At 38.2% G+C, this 25,200-nt stretch carries 20 protein-coding genes; 13 read left to right on the plus strand and 7 right to left on the minus strand.

Going from position 1 to position 25,200, the window contains the following annotated elements; all coding sequences use genetic code 11:
• The 4 genes from HN459_02180 to HN459_02195 all read left to right on the plus strand — a co-directional run.
• Positions 1-176 (plus strand): sodium:solute symporter (locus HN459_02180; protein ID MBT3478248.1); only part of this gene is annotated, 176 nt, incomplete at its 5' end.
• Positions 177-251: 75 nt separating this feature from the next.
• Positions 252-1,277 carry a hypothetical protein gene (locus HN459_02185; GenBank protein ID MBT3478249.1) on the plus strand — a complete coding sequence of 342 codons (1,026 nt, stop codon included), beginning with the start codon at positions 252-254 and terminating at the stop codon, positions 1,275-1,277.
• Between the two features lie 53 nt (positions 1,278-1,330).
• A complete protein-coding gene (locus tag HN459_02190; GenBank protein ID MBT3478250.1) occupies positions 1,331-3,646 on the plus strand; it encodes a glucosamine-6-phosphate isomerase in 2,316 nt (771 codons plus the stop codon).
• 69 nt (positions 3,647-3,715) lie between these two features.
• Positions 3,716-4,729 carry a carbohydrate-binding family 9-like protein gene (locus tag HN459_02195; GenBank protein MBT3478251.1) on the plus strand — a complete coding sequence of 338 codons (1,014 nt, stop codon included), beginning with the start codon at positions 3,716-3,718 and terminating at the stop codon, positions 4,727-4,729.
• Positions 4,730-4,757: 28 nt separating this feature from the next.
• Here HN459_02195 and HN459_02200 read toward each other — a convergent pair whose 3' ends face one another.
• Genes HN459_02200 through lysA form a run of 6 tightly spaced genes read right to left on the minus strand, consistent with a single transcriptional unit; the run spans position 4,758 to position 13,612 of the window.
• A complete protein-coding gene (locus HN459_02200) occupies positions 4,758-6,368 on the minus strand; it encodes a beta-N-acetylhexosaminidase (protein ID MBT3478252.1) in 1,611 nt (536 codons plus the stop codon).
• Positions 6,369-6,382: 14 nt separating this feature from the next.
• On the minus strand, positions 6,383-7,291 hold the full coding sequence (locus tag HN459_02205) for a pyrroloquinoline quinone biosynthesis protein PqqB (protein ID MBT3478253.1): 909 nt from the start codon (positions 7,289-7,291) through the stop codon (positions 6,383-6,385).
• A 2-nt stretch (positions 7,292-7,293) separates the two neighbouring features.
• Positions 7,294-8,688, minus strand: a complete 1,395-nt coding sequence (gene dacB, locus HN459_02210; GenBank protein ID MBT3478254.1) for a D-alanyl-D-alanine carboxypeptidase/D-alanyl-D-alanine-endopeptidase — start codon at positions 8,686-8,688, stop codon at positions 7,294-7,296.
• The gene (locus HN459_02215) at positions 8,681-9,925 is read right to left on the minus strand and encodes a DUF1343 domain-containing protein (GenBank protein ID MBT3478255.1); all 1,245 of its coding nucleotides are present in this window, start codon (positions 9,923-9,925) and stop codon (positions 8,681-8,683) included. The genes dacB and HN459_02215 overlap by 8 nt, the downstream gene beginning before the upstream one ends.
• Positions 9,925-12,363, minus strand: a complete 2,439-nt coding sequence (locus HN459_02220; GenBank protein ID MBT3478256.1) for a T9SS type A sorting domain-containing protein — start codon at positions 12,361-12,363, stop codon at positions 9,925-9,927. Before HN459_02220 ends, HN459_02215 begins: the two co-directional genes overlap by 1 nt.
• The gene (gene lysA / locus HN459_02225) at positions 12,356-13,612 is read right to left on the minus strand and encodes a diaminopimelate decarboxylase (protein ID MBT3478257.1); all 1,257 of its coding nucleotides are present in this window, start codon (positions 13,610-13,612) and stop codon (positions 12,356-12,358) included. Before lysA ends, HN459_02220 begins: the two co-directional genes overlap by 8 nt.
• 112 nt (positions 13,613-13,724) lie before the next feature.
• Here lysA and HN459_02230 point away from each other — a divergent pair, with 112 nt between their 5' ends.
• Positions 13,725-14,414: a phosphatase PAP2 family protein gene (locus tag HN459_02230; GenBank protein ID MBT3478258.1), complete on the plus strand. Its 690-nt coding sequence runs from the start codon at positions 13,725-13,727 to the stop codon at positions 14,412-14,414.
• A gap of 146 nt (positions 14,415-14,560) precedes the next feature.
• Here HN459_02230 and HN459_02235 read toward each other — a convergent pair whose 3' ends face one another.
• Positions 14,561-14,965 carry a hypothetical protein gene (locus HN459_02235; protein ID MBT3478259.1) on the minus strand — a complete coding sequence of 135 codons (405 nt, stop codon included), beginning with the start codon at positions 14,963-14,965 and terminating at the stop codon, positions 14,561-14,563.
• Between the two features lie 108 nt (positions 14,966-15,073).
• Here HN459_02235 and HN459_02240 point away from each other — a divergent pair, with 108 nt between their 5' ends.
• The 8 genes from HN459_02240 to HN459_02275 all read left to right on the plus strand — a co-directional run bounded on the left by HN459_02240 (position 15,074) and on the right by HN459_02275 (position 25,190).
• A complete protein-coding gene (locus HN459_02240; protein MBT3478260.1) occupies positions 15,074-15,715 on the plus strand; it encodes a lysoplasmalogenase in 642 nt (213 codons plus the stop codon).
• A gap of 103 nt (positions 15,716-15,818) precedes the next feature.
• Positions 15,819-17,195, plus strand: a complete 1,377-nt coding sequence (locus HN459_02245) for an aminopeptidase P family protein (protein MBT3478261.1) — start codon at positions 15,819-15,821, stop codon at positions 17,193-17,195.
• Positions 17,188-17,358, plus strand: coding sequence for a hypothetical protein (locus HN459_02250; protein MBT3478262.1), 171 nt, complete (start codon positions 17,188-17,190; stop codon positions 17,356-17,358). Before HN459_02245 ends, HN459_02250 begins: the two co-directional genes overlap by 8 nt.
• 71 nt (positions 17,359-17,429) lie before the next feature.
• Complete coding sequence (locus tag HN459_02255) at positions 17,430-18,431, plus strand: phosphotransferase (protein MBT3478263.1); 1,002 nt, start codon at positions 17,430-17,432, stop codon at positions 18,429-18,431.
• Positions 18,421-19,704 (plus strand): aminotransferase class III-fold pyridoxal phosphate-dependent enzyme, encoded by a 1,284-nt coding sequence (locus HN459_02260; protein ID MBT3478264.1) that lies wholly within the window; start codon positions 18,421-18,423, stop codon positions 19,702-19,704. The genes HN459_02255 and HN459_02260 overlap by 11 nt, the downstream gene beginning before the upstream one ends.
• A gap of 5 nt (positions 19,705-19,709) precedes the next feature.
• A complete protein-coding gene (locus tag HN459_02265; GenBank protein MBT3478265.1) occupies positions 19,710-22,862 on the plus strand; it encodes a DUF4981 domain-containing protein in 3,153 nt (1,050 codons plus the stop codon).
• A 39-nt stretch (positions 22,863-22,901) separates the two neighbouring features.
• On the plus strand, positions 22,902-24,530 hold the full coding sequence (locus HN459_02270; GenBank protein MBT3478266.1) for a solute:sodium symporter family transporter: 1,629 nt from the start codon (positions 22,902-22,904) through the stop codon (positions 24,528-24,530).
• A gap of 291 nt (positions 24,531-24,821) precedes the next feature.
• Complete coding sequence (locus HN459_02275; GenBank protein MBT3478267.1) at positions 24,822-25,190, plus strand: endonuclease domain-containing protein; 369 nt, start codon at positions 24,822-24,824, stop codon at positions 25,188-25,190.
• The last annotated feature ends 10 nt before the right edge of the window (positions 25,191-25,200 follow it).

Here is a 25,200-nt window from a genome sequence, read left to right on the forward strand (position 1 = left end):
GGGATATCCATCCGGTCAGTTTAATGGTTGGACTCATTTCCAGCTTATTGATTGTCTTTTATTTAAAGCAAGTTGGTATTGCATGGACCTGGTTTATTGGTATTTCGGTAGTTACAAATATGTTTATTACCCTTTTGATTGATCGATTCGTCATACTTGTAAATAAACCATCATGAAGATATTCGATTTAGTTTATACTTTTGGCACTTAATTCAAATAAATAATCAGCGGATTTAAAAGAAATAATATAGATGAAAACAAAATTTGGTACCAGTTATTTTGGTAATAGAGCCAGACAACATGTTAGAAAAGATTTGGAAGAAATGGTCCAATTAGGTTTTAATTATGTGGTCCATACTTTCAGTGAAAATGATTGGCGGTATTATGAAAAATCTATGGCAGAGATTGTGGCTGATTCAAAGGAATTAGGTTTAGAAGTAATAATGGATCCTTGGGGTGTGGGGGGTGTTTTTGGTGGTGAAGCCTTTTCACAGTTGGTATTTAAAGATCCGACCCTCAGCCAAGTGATGGCCAATGGAAACCGAGCGCCATCCTGTTGTTTTAATAATAGTAATTTTCGTGATGAAATCAAAAGTTGGATTGTTTCATGTGAAAGAATGAATGCAGACGGTATTCTTTGGGACGAACCTCATTGGTATATCCCCAGTTGGTATGAACGATCCGATTCAGAAGATGGTACATGTGTTTGTCACTGCAAGCATTGTGAAACAAAATATTTTGATAAGTATGGTGAATTGTTACCTCAGGAGTTGACGGAAAATTTCACAGAATTTTTGGATTCATCTCTTTTTGAGTTTATTGATTGGGCAACGGCAGAAACAAAACTGCACAATATGAAAAATTTAGTTTGCCTTATTCCAAACGAAGCATATTCAAGTGGGATTCAGGATTGGGAAAAAATCATTTCATTGCCCCAAGTGGATACCTTTGGTACCGATCCCTATTGGTTATGCCATAAGCAGCCCATGGGACCTTATGTGAGTGATTATGCTGTAAAAGTGCGTAATCTTTGTGAAAAATATGGCAAAGAAGCTCAACTGTGGGTTCAGGCTTTTTCTATTCCTGATGGTCATGAAGAGGAAGTGGGAATGGCTACAAAAATTCTATTGGACCATGGTATTGAAAATATAGGATTTTGGGGATTCAAAGCCTGCAATGCCATGTCTAAATTGCGTCCCGATAATCCGGAAAAAGTATGGTCCCAAGTAACAGGTGCTATAGAAAGTCTTAATAAATATTCAAATGGGGCCCATTAAGATCACCATTTTAGTTTTACCACATTAATAAACATTCATAGATGATTTAATATATGCATTCGAACGTAGAAAAAAAGTTTTTAGACCAATCTTCAGTTAACCCGATCAATCCAAATATTCCCTATATCATTGTTGATAATTTTCCGCGATTGGGTTTTTTGACATCACTTAGATTTCTAGAATGGGTGAATGAAAACCCAGAAGGTGTTATTAGTCTTCCCACGGGAAAAACACCTGAACATTTTATTAAGTGGACAAAACATTTATTGGATAACTGGCAGGATCCTAAGCTCGAAAAGCTTCGGTGTGAAAATGGCCTTGAACTTACCCAAAAGCCTAATTTAGGGGGATTGCATTTTGTCCAAATAGATGAATTTTACCCTATTGATTCTTCTCAGCATAATAGCTTTTATAATTATGACCAGCACTACTATATGGAGGGATTTGGGATGGATCCTCAGAAGGGTTTATTTATTGATTGTAATGAATTACCTAAGGCAAATGATAAATTGTTAGGTGAAATATTTCCTGATTTTAAAGTTGATCTAAGTCTCCGTTTTCGGGATCCAGCTTCGGCTATGGAAAAAGATCAGCAAAAGACCATCTTCTTGGTCGACCAATGGTGCTCCGAATTTGAAAATAAAATTATGGATAAGGGAGGAATTGGATTCTTTTTAGGAGGCATTGGACCAGATGGTCATATTGCATTTAATGTGCGAGGATCCGATCACAATTCCACCACTCGGTTAATGGGCACAAATTTTGAAACACAAGCTGCAGCAGCGACAGATCTTGGCGGTATTGAAATTTCACGTAACCGCCTTGTGATTACCATTGGTCTTGCGACTATTATCGCGAATCCTGAGGCAACGGCGATTATTATTGCGGCTGGTGAGGCAAAAGCAAAAGTAGTAAAAGCATCCATTGAGAATGAACCTGATATCCAATATCCTGCGTCTGTTTTGAGTAAATTAAAAGGTGGGCGTTTTTACCTTACACATGGTGCTGCTTCGGAATTGGATGACGTAATTAAATATGAAATGCGTATGGAAGAATGGACAGAAGAAAAAACACAACGGGCCGTGATTCGGCTTTGTCAAAAGTTGAATAAATTTGGCAGACGTTTAACATTAGACGAATTAGAAGCAGATAAATATGGTCAACTCATACCTGGATTAAATGAGGAAACAGTACCAAGCGTTTTAGTTTCTTTTGAAGAAAAAATCAACAAAGGAATTTCTATTCTTGAAAACGAAACATTTTATCATACGGGGCCACATCATGATGATATTATGTTGGGCTTTCTTCCCCATATTGTTCACTTGATTCGTTCGCCCAAAAATAAACATTATTTTACAAATATGTCTTCCGGGTTTACCTCCGTAACCAATTCATATATAACAAATGTATTGAACAAAACATTGGGATTCCTGGCCAATGGTAAGGTCCAAATGACTGATTATCCGGACTTTTATGAAAGAGGGTACCAACTTAAAAAAGACAAAGATGTTTATCATTACCTAGATAGGATAGCCAGTAACAATATTGAAGGACAGGCAAGAGGATTGAGTCACCGTACGGTTCGTGCTCTTGTGGAAATATATGGGATTAAATCTAAAGAAGAGTTGGTTGAAAGGATAAATGATATTCTTACTTATTTGGCGGGATGTTATGATGGTCAAAAGAATACACCTGAGATTCAAAAATTGAAGGGGATGATCCGCGAATTCGAGGAAGAACTGGTTTGGGCTCACTATGGAGTGCAAGTGAAAGATGTTTTCCATAAGCGATTGGGTTTTTATTCCGGAGATGTTTTTACAGAAAACCCTGAGAGAGAAAGGGATGTAGAACCAATATTGGATCAGCTTGTTGAATTAGATCCTTCCATTATTTCATTGGCCTTAGACCCGGAAGGTAGTGGCCCGGATACCCATTATAAGGTTCTCCAAGCGATTGCAGAAGCAGTGAGATTATGGGGGAAGAAAAAAGATTTATCCAAATTAAAAATTTGGGGCTATCGAAATGTATGGTATCGATTTGACCCGGCAGAAGCAGATATCATTATTCCAGTATCATTGAATTCTATGGCAATGCTGCGGGACACTTTTATGAATTGTTACTTGAGCCAAAAAGAGGCATCCTTTCCCAGCTATGAATGGGATGGGCCTTTTTGTGATTTGACACAAAAGGTATGGGTAGAGCAGCATGAATTAATGCAATTGGTTTTGGGCAGGGATTTCTGGTATCAGAATGAACATCCAAGATTGCGAGCAACCCATGGATTGGTTTTTATTAAAGAAATGACAGTTGAGCAGTTTTTCAATGAAGCTCAAAAGTTGGAAAAATCCATGGAAGGTCAAATTAAGTAACTTTAATTTTGTCATTAAATGAAAATATTAAAGTCATTTTTCATATATAATATATTTTGTCTGGTTTTAATGGGACAAATGTCTGTGCCAGCGATTGACTTTTTACCAGAAAAATATGTGTGTTACCAATCTATTAAGCCTATAATAATGGATGGGAAGTTAGACGACGAATCCTGGAAAAAAGCCGAATGGACATCTCATTTTATCGACATAGAAGGAATCCAAAAACCATTTTTTGATACAAAGGCAAAGATGTTATGGGATGAACAATATTTCTATTTTGGATTTGAGCTGGAGGAAACTCATCTTTGGGCATCATTAACACAAAGGGATACAACAATTTATTTTGATAATGATATTGAAATATTTATCGATCCGGACGGGGACACTCATAATTATTACGAACTAGAGGTTAATGCACTTGGGACAGAGTGGGATCTATTTCTGACAAAACCTTATCGTGATCCTCATATGTGGGCCATCAATGAATGGGATATAAAGGGGTTAATTACAAAAGTTCATTTGGAGGGCACCTTGAATGATCCTCGTGACATTGATAAAAAATGGACAGTAGAGGTAGCTATTCCATGGAAAGTTATAGAGAGCAAGCCATTCCCCAAAGATGGAGATCAATGGCGGGTAAACTTTTCAAGGGTCCATTGGGATAGGGATGTTGTTGAGGATCATTACCAAAAGCAGGATAAACCAGCCTACAATTGGGTGTGGTCCCCTCAAGGATTGATTGCCATGCATTATCCTGAAATGTGGGGATTCGTTCAATTTTCAGATAATGAAATTGGAGGCCAAAAATCAAACTTTACTTGGGATCGGATTGAAGATGCAAAATGGGCATTGAGGCAAGTTTATTATGCCCAAAGGAACTATAAAGGGAAGAATGGGGTTTTCACAAAAAACCTTCCTGCCCTGAATCTAGATATGGATAAACCTTCGGGGTTTTTATGGCCACCGGAGATTGAAGCAACTTCGAGCCAGTTCACAGCCAAACTGAAAGAAAACAAATCGAATAGAATTGTTTTAATTAAAGAAGATGGAAAAGTTTGGATAGAAAAAAAGGGAGATTAAAAATCCCCCTATTTTGATGATTTATATTTTAATCTGGTTTCCGATAATTAATCTTCATTCGATCGAGACGTTTATATTGCCATTCCATCCTTGAAGTAAAACTCTCATAGTCTCTATCTTTTGCTTGGGACCATAATACTTCTGCCATGGCACTCATACGAGGAATGGCCATATACTCTGCCTTTTCAGGAGTACTGATATATTCGGTCCAAACATTGCCTTGTCCACCTAAAATGAAATGTTCTTTATCTTTATCGATCTCTGCTGGAACCGGTTCGAATCCATACACTTTTTCTAAAGAAAGTAATCCGCCAATAGCCAATGGTTCATTATCTTTATTTTCGGATTGATAATAGTCAAAGTACGCATGAGAAGTAGGTGACATGATTACTTCATGCCCGGCATTGGCAGCGGCGATGCCACCATCCATACCTCGCCAAGATTGAACAATGGCTCCTGGAGCCAGGCCACCTTCAAGTATCTCATCCCAACCAATCATCCGCTTTCCAAGTCCGTTTAAAATACCTTCAATTCGTTTAATGAAATAACTTTGAAGCTCATGTTCATCATGTAACCCCTCAGCCACAATACGTTGTTGATCAAGGTCATGTTCTTTCCAGCGATCTTTCGGACATTCATCACCGCCAATATGGATGTAAGGACTTGGGAAAATTTCTGCTACTTCAGTTAATACTGTTTCTAAGAATTCAAAAGTAGATTCTTTCCCAGCGCAAAACACCTCTTTATGTACACCCCAAAGTTTTGCTACAGTATGAGGCCCACCTGTGCAGGATAACTCAGGATAGGCAGCAAGTACAGCTCGCGTATGGCCGGGCATTTCAATTTCGGGCACAACAGTTATATATTGTTTTTGTGCATAGGCAACCACATCAGACATTTCTTCTTTGGTATAATATCCGCCATATTTATTCCCATCCCATTGATGAGGTTTATCACTATAATGACCGATTAATGATTCATCCCGGTAAGCACTAATTTCTGTAAGTTTTGGATATGCGTCTATCTCCACACGCCATCCTTGGTCTTCCGTGAGGTGCCAATGGAATACATTCATTTTATGCATGGCAAGGTAATCGATATACCTTTTTACAAAGGTCACATCAAAGAAATGCCGACCTACATCCAAATGCATTCCGCGCCACTGAAAACGAGGTATATCCCTGATAGATACTTTTTGAATTTCTATTTTATTGGCGGCACGTTTGCCTGAGTCCAATAATTGAAGGAGTGTTTGAATGCCATAAAAAACACCATTTGGAGAACTGGCGTTGATTATAATCTCATCAGTTCGAATACTCAACTCATAATCCTCAGAGTCATCTGTTGTGGAATTCTCAGAAATATTCAATGATATATTTTGCTTCGATGATTTTGATAGGGAGATTCCATGATCTGTTTGAATGTTCTCAGCTAATCGCTCTTTTAAATGCTTCAGATCTGGATGACCGTCATTATGATTGATAGACCAATCTGCACTAAAATCAGCTGTTCCTTTTTGAATTGAAACTGAGGATGGTAAAGGTACAAGTCCCAATTCACTGACTAGAACTTCAGATTCACATCCTTGAATAAAAAGGATGGAAATAATAATGGTAAAGTTGAATAGAATTTTCTGCATAATATTAAGTTCCCTTAAAGTTTGAATATTTGGTTTCGTTTTGCAATGTTGAATCCTGCCTCATTAATTGCATTCTGGGCATCTGACCCAATGGTTAATGCCGGGTTGGTATGGTTAAGATGAATGAAGTGAATGCCTGATTTATTAGTAATATTATTTAATGCTTCCATGGATTCAACTATGAAGGGGTGGGGTATCTCAGACATATCTCGTCCTGGGATTTCACCATTTACAAAGAATGATCCATCAATAAGTGAATATTCATTTTCAGAAGCAATATTCACAATATCTTCATCCCACTTTTCCCATTTATCAATATCGGGTATGAAGATTAGAGATTTGTTTGGTCCTTCAATTCTATATCCAACTGTTTCTGAGAATTCATCCCGATGGGGGACTCGGAATGGTGTAATTGAAATTCGTTTATTCAACTCAATTTTTTTGCCATCGTTTAATTTTTTAATTTTAATATTCTCTAAATCTATCAACTGATTCCATGGCCCATTGGATCTTAGAAATTTGGTCATCTTAGGCATGGCATAAACAGGAATACTTTTAGTGCCCATGACCTCTCGGCCCAAATGGATGAGTCCTGTATAATGACCTATATGGGCATGGGTTAGGAAAATACCATTTAGTTTATCTCCGTCATTTCCAGTGAGCATTTCTAATTGTTTAGAAAAGTCAGGAGTCGCCTCGATCATCCATGTTTGATTGGAATTGGGATCCACAATTCCTAAAGATACAACCATCAATCTTTTGTTTGGATCATTCCAACGATCGGCGCAGCATTCTTTTTGGCATCCAGCATGAGGGGCCCCCCCGTCTTGGGCAATTCCTAGGACGGTGATGTAGGGTTCCAATTCCGGTTGGGATGAACATCCGATTAAAAGAAATGCAATGAAAATGGATATTATTTTCATGCTTATAATGATTCCAAAATATTCACTATCTGATCTTGAAGTTTTCGATAAGGCGCTGAAGATCCTGAAAATCCATTCATTAAAATTGAAAAGGCAAGTGGTTCACCATTTTGAGTAAAGACAAATCCTGAGAGAGAAGTTACACTGGAGAGTGACCCTGTCTTTGCCACCACATTTTTAGAAAAATTTCTATGGGATAATGTACCATTCTTCCCACCTTTTGGAAGTGTTTGTATAAAATTATTTCGAATGGAGGGTGTTTCGTAAACCCAAGTTAATAGTCGAATAAAATGATTGGGGCTGGAATAATTATAGCGGGAGATACCGGACCCATCTTTCATGGAAAACTCAGTTGTGTCAATCCCAACTTCATCATTTAAAAATGATTTCACGCCAGTTAAACCATTATCCCAATTTCCCTGACTTCCTGATAATTGCCTACCGATCAATTTAATCGTTAATTCTGCTGTTAGGTTGTCACTCTCAACCATGAGGTTCTCAAGTGAATTAATAATTGGTTCTGATTGATGAGTTGTAACTAGTTCTGCTTTATCTGGGCGAATTCCTTTTTCAATATTATGGATTTTCATTCCCTTAGCATTGAGCATTTCATTGAATACAGTTCCTGTAAATAAAGTTGGATCATCCACATTTCGGTAGATCGTGTCCGTTGATGTAGTATCCATGAGAAATCCGGAAATGGAAAAATGGTTTGATTGATTTTTCCAATCTCTCTCAATCTTGAACTTCTTAAAATTGGATGTGTCATTGACTGTTCTTGAATCATTAATTACATCAATATATTGAGTATTTGGATTGTTAATGACCTTAGCGATTTTACCTAAATTTCCTGGAGAAACATGAAAATCCACACAATTATCATTCAAACTCAATGCACTGATTTGTGCGGCATACCACCATGATCCTTCGTCCCACATCCAGCCTTCACCAAACCGACGGTCATCATGAAACGAATCATCAAGAATTAGTTTATTAAATTGACCATTCGTGTTCGAAACGATTAGAGCCAATGAATCTAGTGTGGATAATGTTAAATCAGGATCACCGCCACCCACGAGATAGAGCGTTTCCCCATCTTTGTAAATATTTGTTGAATAAGTATAGTTTGTGTCAATAGTCGCCAGCGCAGCAGCATGGGTATATAGTTTATTGTTACTGGCAGGATTAAAAAGAGAATTGGAATTGAGTTCGTAAAGTGTACTGCCTGTTTTTAAGGAGACGATTTTTATTCCAAGATTTGTTAAGAGACCAGATGCATTGATTAATTCATTGATTTCTTTTCGAATTGTAGGTTGTCCACTTTCCTGATAAATGGTTGGTGTATTTGTGCAACCAAAGATCAAAACCAGAATCAATAGATATATGAACTTATTCATAAAGATGATATTGAGATGATGATTGAATGAAATCGGATAATTGGGTGATTAAGTTCATATTCATACCTGATTTAATTTGAGTAGATAATCCCGATTGTCCCCATAACCTTTCCATTCCGGATTCTTTAATCTCAAAATGGTCTGGATATAGTTTGGCAATAGTATCAATTATTTGAATTCCCATTTCAATACTATTTAATTGGTCCCTATTTGTTAAAAGTATTTGAATACCATTGCATACCAAATCCTTATGTTTAGGATTTATTGCCATGCCCGGAATATCTATCGGAATATAGCTTGTTGGTATAAAGGTAACACCACTGAGATTTAAATTATTTAAAGCCTTAGATAATTCGTTGCCATCGATCCATGGTGCGCCAAATTGTTTAAATGGTTTTTTTGTTCCACGCCCCTCATTCACATTGGTGGCTTCCAATAAACATATTCCGGGATAGATGATTGCTGTTTCCAAATCTGGAATGTTAGGGGAAGGTTTTACCCACGCAACTTTTGTTTCATCTAGCCATTGAGTGCGGTCCCAGTTTTTAATGGGAACTATTGTTAATTCTGGAATGGATTTGATCCATTTCTCTCCAGCAATCATTTTTGCTAACTCGCCTACTGTTAATCCATAGCGAATTGGTATGGGGTAATACCCAACAAAGGATTGGTGTTTTAGATCCAAGTCAGGGCCTTCAACGTGTCGGCCCGTTATCGGGTTAGGTCTGTCTAAAACAATAACATGTACACCAGCATCGGCCGCTGCTTCCATAACCAACCCAAGCGTTGAAATATAGGTGTAAAACCGGGCACCAATATCTTGAATATCATAAATAATAATGTTTAAATCTTTTAATTGCTCTTTTGTTGGTTTCCTGTTTTTACCGTATAGACTAACTACTTTTGGAAGTGATTTCAATTGGCCATTATATTTTACTTTTTCGCCAGCTGCCGCTTCGCCAAAAAGTCCATGCTCGGGTGAAAAAATGATTTTAAGATCCACATCATTTAGGGCCATAAACCGTTCATAGTTTGGCGTTCCATTACCGTCAATCCCGGTATGATTTGTAACAAGACCAATTGATTTTCCATTGATCAATTCTAACTTTTCATCCAGCAATACATCTAGCCCGATCTCTACTTGAGATGCTTTATCAGGGACTTTCGGGTGATGGGGTTTTGGTATTGTTCCGCATCCTGTCAGATATAAAAAGAGGAAAATAAAATGCCTTTTCATTATTTCAGAAGTGTGAACTTTTTAGTTACAATTTTATTGCCTTGGGAAAGATTAGCTAAATACATTCCTGATGGCGCTTCTAATCCATTGGGAAGCAATCCATTCCATGTAAATTTTTGCTTCTTTGTGGCCAATGGTTGGACAGATAATTTAATAATTTCCCGGCCGATTATATCTGTAATGGTCAAATAGGCAATGGGCGAATATTCAAAGATATGGAACTCAATTGTAATGGAGCGATTAGAAGGATTGGGGTAAAGGGAAGAAATATTTAATTTTTGTGGAATTACATTTATTTCGTCTTGGGTGGAAGCAATGGCGCCGTCTAGGTAATCCAATACTTTGGCCATGACTTCATTCCTTTTATCATCTGGGTAAATAGTCTCAAATCCAAAACTGAAGTACACCAACCCACCTGGGATTGGACTGCCACCAAAGCTGCCTTTAAAGGCAATGCCGGCGCCACCACTTATATTATATTCAGCGTCGGTATATTTCAAGATAATTTCTCCATTTCCCGCAGGTTGTATTCCGTCGGGCCAATCAACATCATAAGTACCATAGGATCCGTCATCAAAATTAATGGATAAATTTTCCAACATTGTTCCCGGAACCCCCGTTGCGCTATAAGTTCCTTGTTTTCCTGCCGCAGCATCTGAAAAGTATTCTGCTTTTAAATATTTTTTATAAAATTGCTGATCGGTAAAATCGCCTTTCTCAGAAAGGTCATAACCTACTTCAGAACCGGAAATGAATAATCGCCCACCGTTTTTTAGAAAGTTCTGGACCAATTTTTGTTCTTCTACTGTAAAAGTAGAGGTAGCAGAGCCCTCTTCACCTAATATCCAATCAACAATAGAATAATCATTCAGTTTTACCCTTTGGTTAATTATTGATTCATTATTAGCGGAATCAAAAATATATCCAGCATTATGAATTGCAACGCCATGTTGACGAATATAATCAAATGAATTATCAGTTCCAGATACTCGGTCAAATCCATTCACTATTAACACTTTAGGTGTATTGGCTGAAGTCACAACACCTAGAACTTCGGTGAAATCACTATTACCATATTCATTTGTTGCTTTGATTTTCAAAAAGTAAGGTTCGTCTGTTGTTAGGTTTTGGAGCAAAATAGGTTGGGATGAAAAAGTGCCCAGTTCTTCAGTTTGACTAGAATCAAGGAAAACACGTATCACTTGGAATGTTGAAGCTGTTTTTGAACCGGTAAAATCAATGGCAGCAACGCCACTACCCATATTTGATATGGATATATTAACGGGTGAAGAAGGGCCTGTTTTTGCCCCAGTCTTTTCTTTTAATAAATCCCATAACTGGCTATAGTCGTTGTCATAACCTAAGGCCCACATGCCGATGCCACCGAGGTTTTTAGACAGGGCAAAATCATATTTTTTAGAGAGAGAAAGGCTATCGTCATACCAAGCTTGGAACCAGCCATTATTTTGATATTTGTACCATGGTGTTTCCGAAGCGCTGTCCCATAATTTGCCATAAGAAAGAACCTTTGATTCAGCGGTTGAATAGATTACTGCTGTCCCCGAACCGGTTGTTCCGGCGCCCTTATCACCTGAATTCGACGGCCATTGATAACCATAATAAGGTACACCCAAAATAATTTTAGCAGCATTATTCCCCGTAGCAGACAAATAGGTATTTACCGTATTGGTAATATTGTAAGATCCGCCTTTTAGAGGTGAGACAGGACCGGTGGTAGAACTACCTTTCCAATGATAGTCATAACCCATTATAAAAAGGCCATCGCTTTCCGTAGCCAATGCATTGAAATCCCATGCGCTGCTCCAATCCACAGCTGGGGTGGCCAAGGTAACTTTAGCATGAGATATAGAATCCCTGAGAGAACTACGTAAACTTTTAACGAAAGTAACAAGGTTAGCTTTTTGTGATGCAGGGAATACTTCAAAATCTAAATTCACGCCATCCGCACCGCCGCGTTGGACTTCATAAATCAAATTTTTGATTAAATTATTTCTGTTAGTGGAACTACTCAGTAATGTTTCCAAATCTGTTTTGTTAAATAGGGAGACAGTTAAAACAACTTCCACACCATTCGAATGGGCTTTATTGATAAGGTCAGTTACGGGCCATCCATGGAGATTGGTAAGCTCCCCTGAACCGTTGGCTTCTGCAGAAAAATAAGCAATTGTGGTCAAGACATCGTAATCATAATTCTGCCACTTGGTACCCTGCCAGTAGGGGTGATATCCAAAAACTATAATGGAAGGGTCTTGGTCCCGATATTGAATTGGAGCGGCAGGGCTTGTTTTTGGTTTGTAAGATGGTTCCAAAAAGTTGGCCTTATTATAATCCAACTCAATTTGGTGGATACTCTTGAAATTTTCTTGAGAAAAGCCCAAGGACAACAGTGCAAAAATAATTGTTAAAATTTTAAACATGACAATTTGAAAATATATCCTCAATTGTTTCTCGTCGACGGATTAATCTATGGGATGATCCATCCAGGAGAATCTCGGCAGTCCGGGGCCGGGTATTAAAATTGTGAGACATGGCATAGCCGTAAGCGCCTGCATCCATAATGGCAATGAGATCACCTTCAATTACATTTGGGAATTCACGACCAATTGCTATGCGATCTGTGTTTTCACAAATTGGACCGGTAAAATCAACTGACCCATTGTTTACTCCGTGGTCACCTACTTTGTAAATTCGATGATATGCGCCGTAGAGGGCTGGACGCATAAGCGTTTCCATGCCCGCATCAATACCGACGAAATTTTTATAACTATTTTTTGATCCCGTTACAGATGATAAAATAAATCCCGCATCACCAATGATTGATTTGCCCGGTTCAACCCAAAGGGCTGGCGCTGTTTTTTGTTCTGGATAATTAGTATAAAGGACTTTAGAAAGTTGGCTAAAAAGGCGATCATAATTCAGCGGTGATTCCTCATCTCTATAAGGAATCCCTAGTCCACCACCCATACTGATAAATTCAAATTGAATATTGAGTTTGGTCTCAATCCTTTTTGTATGGTGAATAATTGCGGTAAGTAGTTCAATAAAATAGCTTTCATCCAAATTTCCCGATCCTGCCATGCATTGAAGGCCAAATCGTTTAACGCCTGCATCTTTTGCTTTTTGATAGGCAGTAATTATCTTTTCAGCAGGAATGCCAAATTTTGCATCCTCACCAGCTGTGGTAATCTGGGAAAATGTTCCCTTTCCAAATCCCGGGTTTAATCGAAATGAGATTCGTTCCGGGATGCCAATTTTTAGCAACCGATCCAAAGAAGTTTCATCATCTAAATTCAAATAGCAGCCCTTATCCATTGCGAAGGATAAATCATGTATTGATTCATAATTTCCTGTATAAATACAATCTTCTGGTGCAATACCACCCAACTCAGCCGCATAAATTTCCCCCGGGCTTGAGCAGTCTCCCCCCAGATTATTACAAACCGATTTCATAACCTTTAATAAATTTGGATTGCTGTTGGCTTTTATTGCATAACAAATATGATGATTTGTAAAATGGGTATTCAACGCATTTGTTAATCGACTAATATTGTGTTCAACCCTGTCTTTAACATATATGTAAGATGGTGTACCGTAAGTATTGGCGATTTCCGCCATGAGGCCCTTGTCTTTTATTAATTCTCGAAGCGGATGAATGTTCATAGTCATTTCTGTATCTGATTAATCCCTAAACTTATTCAATTTTGGTTTTAAGTCATAAGTTAAAGATGACCTAAAATATGAATTGTTATGTTTAATTTTGACACTGGAAAAATAAATAATGCGCTATAAATCAACTTTATTAACAGTGGTACTCACATCAATTTTGATTGGACAATCTAATCCTGCCATTTATTATAAAGAAGGGTTAACCTATTCTGTAACAAGTAAGGAGACTCGATTAATCTTAGTCGCGGGACTTTTAGCTTCAGGTTTCGCCTATAAATATGACAATACAGTACAGTCTTATTCCCAATCTCATGGCTTGATGCCAAGCCCATTGGCAAAGGTTGGGGATTATTGGGGTACAGGAGGACAAGTCTTATTGTGGGGAGTCATTTTATCCTCTGAAAATAAAAGTGAGGAATTTCGATATGCCAGCACAGCTTTTGTAGCCAATGGATTGTTGACTTACGGCCTAAAATTTGGAGTGGGGCGAGAGCGGCCTGATAAGAGCAATAAAAGAGCATTCCCTTCTGGTCATACATCTAATAGCTTTTTAACTGCCACAATTGCCCAAGAGATTTATGGGTCTAAAATTGGGATTCCAGCTTACATATTGGCATGCATAACCGGGTTGAGCCGAATTCATGATAATAAACATTATTTAAGTGATGTTATTTTTGGGGCGGCATTAGGCACCGCCGTTGGGAAAGGTTTTGGGAAAGTTTATCGGAATAATAAAATTCCAGTGATTGGGATTATTCCGCAAAATCAAATACTGCAGATTAATTTGGTATGGCAGCTTTAGTTATGCAAAAAATATCAGGAAAATTAATTGTGGGTATCATTCTTGGGATTTTAGCAACGGTTGTATTCTTTGTTATTTATAATATGATAAAAAATGGATGGATTATATAAGAGGGGCAAAGATTGCCCCTCTTATATAACGATCAACTATTTATTAGGTAATTGATTCAACACAAGGTTTATGCGTGTTGAATCTAAGGTATCCCCCGGTTTTACAATTTCTTCTGACAAACTGGTGGTATAGGATTTTCCATTCCATTCAAAAATTGCACCCGGTCCTTTTTCTTGTCTCGCAAATGCAAATGCCTGTGAGAAAGTAACGGGCAACGTGTCTGGGGTTATTGCCGGATCTGCAACATCTTCAATCAGAGCCTCATAGTGAGGGACCTCCATTTCGATGGTGTTATCAACAACTTCAACCGAAGAGTTTGAATCCACAATTTTGTATGGGTCATTATCGTCAGGTTGCTTTAAATATCCATTAATCAGGATAGCAATAGCTGCTGTGAGTACGAATCCAATAGTGAATCCATCTGTTTTGTTTAGGTGCATGGCGTGCTCCTTCTTTATGTTAGTTAAAAAAAAAGAGGGAATGCCTTTCGACACTCCCTCCCAGGTTTTGTAGATTGAACCGCTTAAATGAATTAAAAGTTCCAACAAATGCAAATATTATTCGCAGCTATCACACTTTCAGGGGTTATCCATATATGGTCTGACCATAATAATAGAAATATTGTTTCCATAATTTTTAAACCACTAACAATGCTTCTGATTATATCGATTCTTTTCCATACCACAATTTCATTTGAAGGCTATGGGCTATATATCTTGTTGGGATTGGTATTCTCGCTTTTGGGGGACATAATGCTTTTAAAACCATGGTATAAGTTTGAATTGGGGTTAGGGGCTTTTCTCATAGGCCATATTTTTTATATTATTGGTTTTACTAGTATTAATGGATTTAACGATGATATACTACCTTTGTTACCATTTGTTGCTTTTGTTATATGGCTGTATCGCAATATTAAACCAAACTTAGGGAGGGATAAAATTCCCGTTATTGTTTATATGTTAGTTATTTTGGTCATGGTTTGGCAGGGAACCAATGTTTGGGTGGCAAGTCTTCCACAATTTGGCATATATATAGCACTTGGATCATTCATATTTTGTGTATCTGACTCACTCTTGGCTTATGGCCGTTTTAAAGGAGCCATTAAATATGGAAATACCCTCGTATTAAGTTCTTATTATATAGCACAAACACTTATCGCATATTCAGCATACTTGATCATTGTGAACTAAATATACACATTGTGTTTATAGTAATTTTGTTTAATCGCTACTGAAAATTAATTTGTCAAAAAAATATTCAAATTGGAAAAAATGAGGTTATAAATTCGCACCTATGTTTACAGCAAATACTTATCACAATAGACGAAAAGTCCTTTCTGAGAATCTCAATGAAGGATTAATCCTTTTACCGGGGAACAACCCAGTACCCATGAATTATCCATCCAATTGGCTGCGGTACCGACAAGACAGTAATTTTTTATATTATTGTGGATTGGATCATCCTCACATAAACTTGGTGATTGATGTTAAATCAGGTGATTCAACTCTTTTTGGTGATAACTTGAGTGTGGACGATATTGTATGGGAAGGTGAACGAACACATATTTCAGAAATGGCCAAATCGGCTGGTATAGAAAATTGTTTACCATCGAGTGCACTTCAAGATTTTCTTAAAACCAAAAATAAAACAATTCATTGTTTACCCCGTTATCGAGATGATCAAAAATTATTTCTAGACGGATTATTGAATGGTAAAACCAACGGATCTTCAAAAGAACTAATCCAATCTGTCATTCAACAACGATCTATTAAAACAGACGAAGAAATAAATGAAATTGAACGAGGTCTAGAAGTCACAGCCGAATTGCACAAAATGGCTATGCGTACAACTGGGCCCGGTGTGACAGAGCAATTTGTTGTCGGCCAGATTGAAGGTAATGCCCTTTCTCAAGGTAGAAGGTTAGCATATCCTGTAATTTTTTCAGTTCGGGGTGAGATTCTTCACAATAATGAATATCAAAATGTGATGGAAGCTGGGCAGTTGACATTGAATGATTCCGGCGCTGAGTCACCCATGCATTACGCTAGCGACATTACACGCACATTTCCAGTGAATGGCAAATTTACCGATAGACAAAAAGAAATCTATCAAATCGTATTTGATATGCAAGAAGCGTCGTTCACATTTTGCGCCCCTGGAAAATCTTACAAAGATGCCCATCTTGAGGCAGCAACAATTGCGGTTCGTGGATTGAAGGAATTAGGTCTCATGAAAGGTAATGTAGAAAAAGCAGTAGAAGCTGGCGCACATGCATTATTCTTTCCTCATGGGTTGGGTCACATGTTAGGATTAGACGTTCATGATATGGAAGGCCTCGGTGAAGATTTGGTTGGATATGATGAGAATGATGACCGCAGTGATCAGTTTGGATTAGCCTATTTACGATTGGCTAAAACGCTTGAACTGGGCTTTGTATTGACCGTCGAGCCGGGAATTTATTTTATTCCTCATTTGATTGATCAATGGCAGTCAGAAAATAAACATGAAGAATTTATTAATTACAATGCCCTGGATACTTACCGCGATTTTGGCGGTATCCGAATAGAAGACAATATTGTAATTACAGATGATGGCTATCGAATCCTTGGCCCTCATATCCCTCGTTCTATAGATGAAATTGAAGCCATTATGGGAGAAAATAATGCGTAAAACAGTTTGGTTATACTTATCATCCTTCGGGATCATGTTCGCTGTTCTTTCCTGGCTGCAAGAATCAGGCATCATGCCAACAGATATTGGACCTTTAAAAGGTGTGGCAGCTTTGATTGCGGGCACCATTTTATATTTTACCGTTCCTAGATATTTAAACTAATTCCTAGTCCAGTTGAATTCGTTCAATTGATTCTTTTTCTCCCCTTTGAACCGTTATAAGTTTTTCAGCTTATGATAACTCTTTTTGATACACCTCCCCCAAGATTTCTTGATGATGAAATAGTAAAAATACTATTAATCGACTTTAATCTTATTGGAGATGTGAATTCGTTAGTTAGCGATCGGGATCAAAATTTTCTAATTCAATCTGATAATGGTTCAAAATATATTCTAAAAATTTCTAATCCTGCTGAAGAGCGAGAAATCCTTGAAATGCAAAATGAGGCTACTTTATTTATTCGTTCAAAAGATTCTAATTTGGGAGTTCCTTTGCAAATTGGGGAGATCAAAACGATTGAAAAAAATGGACAATCCTATTTCGTTCGATTATTGGAATATCTTGATGGTCAATTTTTAAAAGACCAAATTCTGGATGATGATACTTATGAAAAACTAGGTGAATTCTTGGGAAGATTAAATCGTGATTTGAATGGATTTTCACATTCGGCGGCGGATCGGGATTTTCATTGGGATTCACGAGCTTTAAATTTGATCCATTCGAGGTTACAATATTTAGATGAGAAATCAGATGAAAAGACAATCTTACATTTTTTAAATCAATATAAACGCCATGTGTCTCCCCATGAATCTCAATTAAGGAAAATGGTTATTCATAATGATGGGAATGACCATAATGTCGTGGTCAATAAAAATGGTGAAACAATTGGTATAATCGATTTTGGTGATATGGTTTATTCTTATCAAGTTGCAGAGCCTGCTGTTTGTATGGCTTATGTTGGCTTAGGGAAATCGGACCCATATCGATCCATGGGGCAAGTATTAAAAGGATATCATTCCAAATTTTCTTTAAATGATGCAGAAATAAGATCGGCGATTTATTTGACATGCATTCGTCTATGTATTTCTGTCACTATGGCGGCTTGGCGGATGAAGTTATATCCTGAAAATAGTTATTTAGCCGTTTCCCAGGATCAAGCTTGGGAATTGTTGAGAAGAATGGAAAATGAAGATTTAAGCATAAAATCAGAAGAAATGGTAATGAATGCTCAGTAGAGATCAAATTTCTGAATTGCGTAAAAAGCATTTAGGTCCATCTTTTAGTATCTCATATAATGAACCACTTCATATCGTTCGCGGAGAAGGTCAATATTTATTCGATGCAGAAGGGAAGCGGTATTTGGATGCTGTGAACAATATTCAACACGTGGGTCATTGTCATCCAAAAGTGGTGAATGCAGCACAAAAGCAATACGAAAAATTAAATACCAATACGCGTTACCTTGACGAAACCATAGTTAGTTACGCCAAGGATTTAACTAACAAATTACCTGATGGATTGGATGTCTGCTTTTTCACCAATTCCGGGAGTGAGGCCAATGACTTGGCTCTGCGCATGGCCCGCCATTATACCCAAAGTAAAGAAACAATTGTTTTAGATGCTGCCTATCATGGTAACCTGTCATCATTGATTGAGATTAGTCCTTATAAACATGATGGCCCAGGGGGCGCTGGGGCTCCCGTTTATGTCAATACAATTCCAATGCCGGATTCCTATCGAGGAAAATATCGTGGAAATAATGCAACCGATGGATATGTTGACGAAGTAGAAAAAGCGATTAAACATATTCAGAAAAATGGAAATAACCTGCCCGTATTTATTGTGGAATCACTCATGGGATGCGGTGGCCAATTGGTGTTACCAAATGGATTTTTAAAACGATCTTTCGAATTGGTACGGGAGGCCGGAGGCATTTGTATAGCTGATGAAGTGCAGATTGGATTTGGACGCATGGGATCCCATTTTTGGGGATTCGAAACTTGCCATGTCATTCCGGATATTGTAACAATGGGAAAATCCATGGGAAATGGTCATCCATTATCTGCAGTGGTTACAACACATGAGATTGCAGAAACCTTCAATAATGGTATGGAGTATTTTAATTCATTTGGCGGCAATCCCGTTTCATGTGCTGTGGGCCACGCCGTCCTTAATGTGATTGAAGAGGAAGGTCTACAGCAAAATGCTCATGATGTTGGAAATTATTTAATCAATCAGTTAAGCAAGATTGATAATTCTTTGATTGGACAAGTCCGTGGCCAAGGTCTTTTCATAGGTATTGAGTTGGTAAAGGACAAGGATGTATTAACTCCTGCTTCGAATGAAGCGGATGAAATTGTGAATGCCATGAAAAAATCTGGAATCTTGATGAGTACCGATGGTCCGGATCACAATGTATTAAAAATAAAACCACCAATAATTTTTACACGTGAAAATGCGGATGAATTGGTGTTTAATTTGACATCAATTTTTAACCAAATATCCTAAGTTAGATGAAAAAATATTCAATTCAATTTATAGCAGTTTTAACTGTTTTCTGGTTCGGTTGTGAAAATAAACAGCAATTTGAATGGGAAGACCCCACTGTTTTTCAAATCAATCAGGAACCACCGCGGGCGCACTTTTTCCCATATGAATCTGAAGCATTCGCCCAGTTAAATGATCACGGCCAGTCCAAATATTTTCAATCTTTAAATGGAATTTGGAAATTCAATTTTTCACCGAATCCTGATGGCAGACCAAAAAATTTCTATAAATCCAATTATGATGATACGAATTGGTCCGATATAAAAGTCCCAGGAAGTTGGGAAATGCAGGGCTGGTCCGTTCCCATTTATTTAGATGAGGAATATCCATTTACACCCAATCCTCCATTTGTACCTCACAACTTCAATGCAGTTGGATCTTATCGGAAATCCTTTGCCATCCCTAAGGGGTGGGATGGTCGTCATATCTTTTTACGGTTTGGGAGTGTTCGATCGGCATTCTATCTTTGGATTAATGGTGAAAAGGTTGGTTATACCCAAGGATCAAAAACACCGGCAGAATTTGATATTACCGATTTTATTCAAGAGGGTGAAAATAATGCATCCGTGGAGGTGTACCGCTTTTCTGATGGATCCTATTTGGAAGGTCAGGATACATGGCGGGTGAGTGGACTAGAGCGTGATGTTTATCTTTATGCCCGTTCAAAAACCCGGATTACAGATTTTTTTGTAAATGCGGATTTGGATTCAACTTTTAAAACAGGATTGTTTTCGGTCAGTGTAGATGTAATGGATCAAACCACTTTTGATGAAACCCTGACCGTTCGCGCCAAATTGGTTGAGCCCCTCCGACGAAATCGGGTGGTATTTGATTCCACAAAAACAGTTTCAGTCGATTCCTTGAGTTCAATTCATATCGCTTCAATTGTGAAACGGGTGAAAACATGGACAGCGGAAGAACCAAACCTATACCAGCTTCAACTCTCATTAATAAATAATGCCGGACAAGTTATCGAAGCGTTCACCCAACAAGTGGGATTCAGAAAAGTTGAAATAAAAGATGGAAATCTTAGAGTTAATGGAATTCCCATAATGTTTAGAGGCGTAAATCGTCATGAATGGGATCCGATCGTGGGGCGATCCATTTCGGAAGCATCCATGATAAAAGATATTCAAATAATGAAGCAGCATAATATAAATGCTGTCCGCGCTTCTCACTATCCCAATCAGGAACGTTGGTACGAATTGTGCAATGAATATGGATTGTATGTTATTGACGAAGCCAATATTGAAGCTCACGGAATGCGATTCCACCAAAATGGATTTGAAGAAATTACCAATGATACTACATGGACAGCTCAATGGTTGGATCGTGGTAACCGCATGTTTGAAAGAGATAAGAATCAGCCATCCATTATTATGTGGTCCATGGGGAATGAAGCTGGTGATGGGCAAAACTTTGTAGAATTATATAAATCATTAAAACAAAAAGATCCGTCCCGTCCGGTAGTTTATGAACCGGCGTTACAGGAAAATCATTCTGATGTTTATTTTCCTATGTATGATACTATTGAAGAAATTTCTGCCTATGCAGAAACCAATCCTGATCGTCCATTGATCTTGTGTGAATTCGCCCATGCCATGGGAAATAGCGTAGGAAATCTTATAGATTATTGGGATACCTTTGAAAAATACGAATCACTCCAAGGCGGTTTTATTTGGGATTGGGTGGATCAAACCATTTTAAAAACTGATTCATCCGGTAATGAATACTGGGCTTATGGTGGCGATTTTGGGACAGAATTCGTTGAGAATGATTCCAATTTTTGCGCCAATGGGCTGGTGGCTGCCGACCGTAGTTTGAATCCCCATATACTTGAAGTCAAAAAAGTATATCAACCTATTCGATTTAAAGCAAACAACCTGAAAAGGGGAAGAGTCCGCGTTACTAATGATTATGATTTCGTTAATCTGAGTGACCTCACTTTTTCATGGTTAATTAAGGGAGATGATAAAACTGTTTCTTCCGGGAAGTTTGGCACACTTGATTTGGATCCGGGTGAATCTAGAACACTCCAATTTAATTTGTCTAATATTCGTCCCAAACCAGGTGTACGTTATTATCTCACCGTTCAAGCCAAAACAAAATATAAAAAACCATTGGTGCCCAGAAATCATATGGTTGCTTGGGATCAATTTGAGTTACCCATTTACCGTGAAGCATTGGCCCAAGATCCAACAACATTACCATCATTGAATTTATTTAAAAATGATTTGGGTGTCGAAATATATGGTAAAGGATTTAAAGTTAAATTCAGTCGGGAATCAGGGCAAATCAGCGAATATGAGGTTAATGGTGAATCCTTATTAACTACACCGGCAGAGGCCAACTTTTGGCGGGCACCCAATGATAATGATCTCGGTAATGGTATGCCGGGACGAACACAAATTTGGAAAAATGCAGGCACTCGGATGAATACCAAAGTGGTTTACAGCACTCTAAAAAATAATACTGCAGAAGTACTTTTGATAAGCGAGGATTCACTCAGTAGTACTACAATCACATCCCAATATTATGTCTATGGAAATGGCGTTATAAAAGTGGCTCAAAAAATCAATATTTCTGATACAACCCAATCGGAAATTCCGCGTATTGGAATGCGTTTATCTCTTCCCGGTTCATTCAATAAGGTAGAATGGTTTGGGCGTGGCCCCCATGAATCCTACTGGGATCGGAAAACTTCTGCTGCAGTTGGTCATTATTCCGGAAGTGTGTGGGAACAATCTTTTGCATATGTCCGCCCTCAGGAGACAGGAAATAAAACGGATGTCCACTGGATGGCCCTAACCAATGGGAAACAAGGTTTAATGGCTAAAGGGATACCTACCTTTGATGGTAGCGTTCACCAATATCCTTATTCCGATTTGGATTATATTACAGCGAGCCAACGCCATGGTAAGATTCATCTAGTCGAAAAAAATCATACAGACTGGCTCATAGATTTTAAACAAATGGGCGTTGGCGGCGATAACAGTTGGGGTGCAAAACCTCATGATAAGTACACACTTTATCCCGGTGAGTATAGTTATTCTTTTATTCTTATCCCCTTTATGGAAGGTGACGATTTATCGACTCTTTCAAAAACTTCCATAAAATAAAATTTCCGCGAACACTTTAACCCTTTAACACACAATACAATGAATACAATCTCAATCATATCCTTTATCTTGGCCACAGGCGCCGTGGGCTTTTTCACCTATAAAATTGTCCACAAGATGAAAAAGTCTGATAATGCTACTGAAGAATATTTTACAGGAGGTCGTGCATTGGCTTGGCCTGTTGTGGCCGGATCATTATTACTGACCAATCTTTCAACAGAACAATTGGTCGGATTGAATGGTGCCGTATTTGGCGATAAAGCACTTGTGGGAATCGCCTGGGAAGCCTTGGCCGCTTTCGCCATGATTGCCACTGCTCTAGTTTTTCTACCCCGTTATCTCGCCAGCGGATTTACCACTACACCAGCATTCTTAGAAAAACGTTTTGATAAAACAACGCGATCTATGGTATCCGGATTATTTTTATTTGGATACGTTACAGTTCTTTTGCCCGTAGTGTTATATACGGGATCTCTCGCCATGATCGGTATGTTCGATTTGAATTTACCCCTTTGGCTTGTGGTGGCAACGATTGGCATTTTGGGAAGTGCTTATGCTATTTTTGGTGGATTAAAATCAGTCGCTGTCAGTGATACGATTAATGGTGTGGGGTTACTCATTGGCGGTTTAACTATTCCTGCATTGGCGTTAGTGGCATTAGGTGATGGATCATTTTTTTCAGGACTGGCCGTTCTCACAAATAACAATCCAGAATATTTAACACCGCTCACCAATACAAATGTGGATGGGAATGTGGTATCCGTTCCTTGGCCAACCTTATTTACTGGCATGATGTTTATTCAGGTGTTCTATTGGTCAACGAATCAGGTGATCGTCCAAAGGGCCATGGCAGCCAAAAGTTTGGCAGAAGGGCAGAAGGGTGTTTTGTTTGCTTCTGCTATGAAATTGGTAGGACCGTTGATGTTATGTCTTCCGGGGATTATTGCATTACACATGACAGATTTGACTATCGATAAACAGGATCAGGTTTATGGTGCGATTGTTCGCCACGTATTGCCCGACTGGTCGTTGGGATTATTTGCGGCAGTATTGATGGGTTCCATCTTGAGTTCATTCAACTCAGCGCTGAACAGTGCATCCACACTTTTTTCACTCCAGTTTTATAAAGGATATATCAACACAAAAGCCAGTGGTGAAAAAATTGTATCAACGGGGAAAAAGTTTGGAATTGCATTGGCCATTGTATCCATTTTTCTTGCACCCATATTGGACCAAATGCAGTCAATCTTTGAATACCTTCAAAAAGTGAATGGACTTTATAGTGTACCCATCATTGGCATATTTTTACTGGGAATAACCACTAAACATGTACCGGCAATCGCGGCAAAAGTAGGGATGGTTGTGGGGATGGCTGCCTACGCATTTTTCACATTTATTAATATCCAGGATGTACCAGAATTTTTTGCAAACGGTGATGGTGACCTTCATTGGCTCCATGGATATTTCATTAGTTTTATGGGATCCGTTTTGGTCATGTTAATTATTGGTAAAATAAAACCAAAAACAGCGGAAGAAATTGCTATCAGTGATCATCGAGACCCGGCGCCAGTAGATATGACTCCTTGGGCTTCAGCTAAAAATGTATCTATCGGCATTATGGTTGTGATTGTTGGGATTTACCTGTTATTAACTTTGGCGGCGAAATGAGCCTTTTGAACCTTACAAGTCTCCCTTGTCAAAGGGAAATTTACCTGTCCGCCTTTGGCATTCAGGCGGGGAGGGATATAATAAAAAACGCGGCCCCTTCTCAAAGGACGATTCACTTGTCCGCTCTCGAAGAGCAGGCGGAGTGGGAAATAATAAAAAATGAGAACTACTTCTTGTGATTCATACCCATTAAATTTCTATAATGTTTTCCAAAAGAGCATCCATATTATTGATATCCCCCCGGCCCCCTTTGGAAAGGGGGATTAATAGGGGCTCTTTTCAATTGTCCGTATGAGAATTTATTATAATCCTAAGTTAAAGCAGTTAGCGAGAAACCTTCGAAATAACTCTACATTGGCAGAAGTCTTGTTATGGAACGAACTGAAACAAAAAAGGATGAGGGGTTATCAGTTTTACCGACAAAAACCAATTCTAGATTATATTGTTGATTTCTATTGTTCCAAATTGGATTTGGTAATTGAAATTGATGGTATAAGTCATTTCGGGAAAGAAATTGAAGATAAAGAGTGGCAAACTAACATTGAAAATTTAGGGATTGAATTCTTGAGGATTCCTGATAATGAAGTAAAAGGTAATATGGATGGTGTTTACCAAGTGATAGTTGAATGGATTGAAGATTATAAATCAAATAATAATTAACAAAAACCCA

This window comes from Candidatus Neomarinimicrobiota bacterium (assembly GCA_018647265.1).
In the GTDB taxonomy this organism is placed as follows: domain Bacteria; phylum Fidelibacterota; class Marinisomatia; order Marinisomatales; family TCS55; genus TCS55.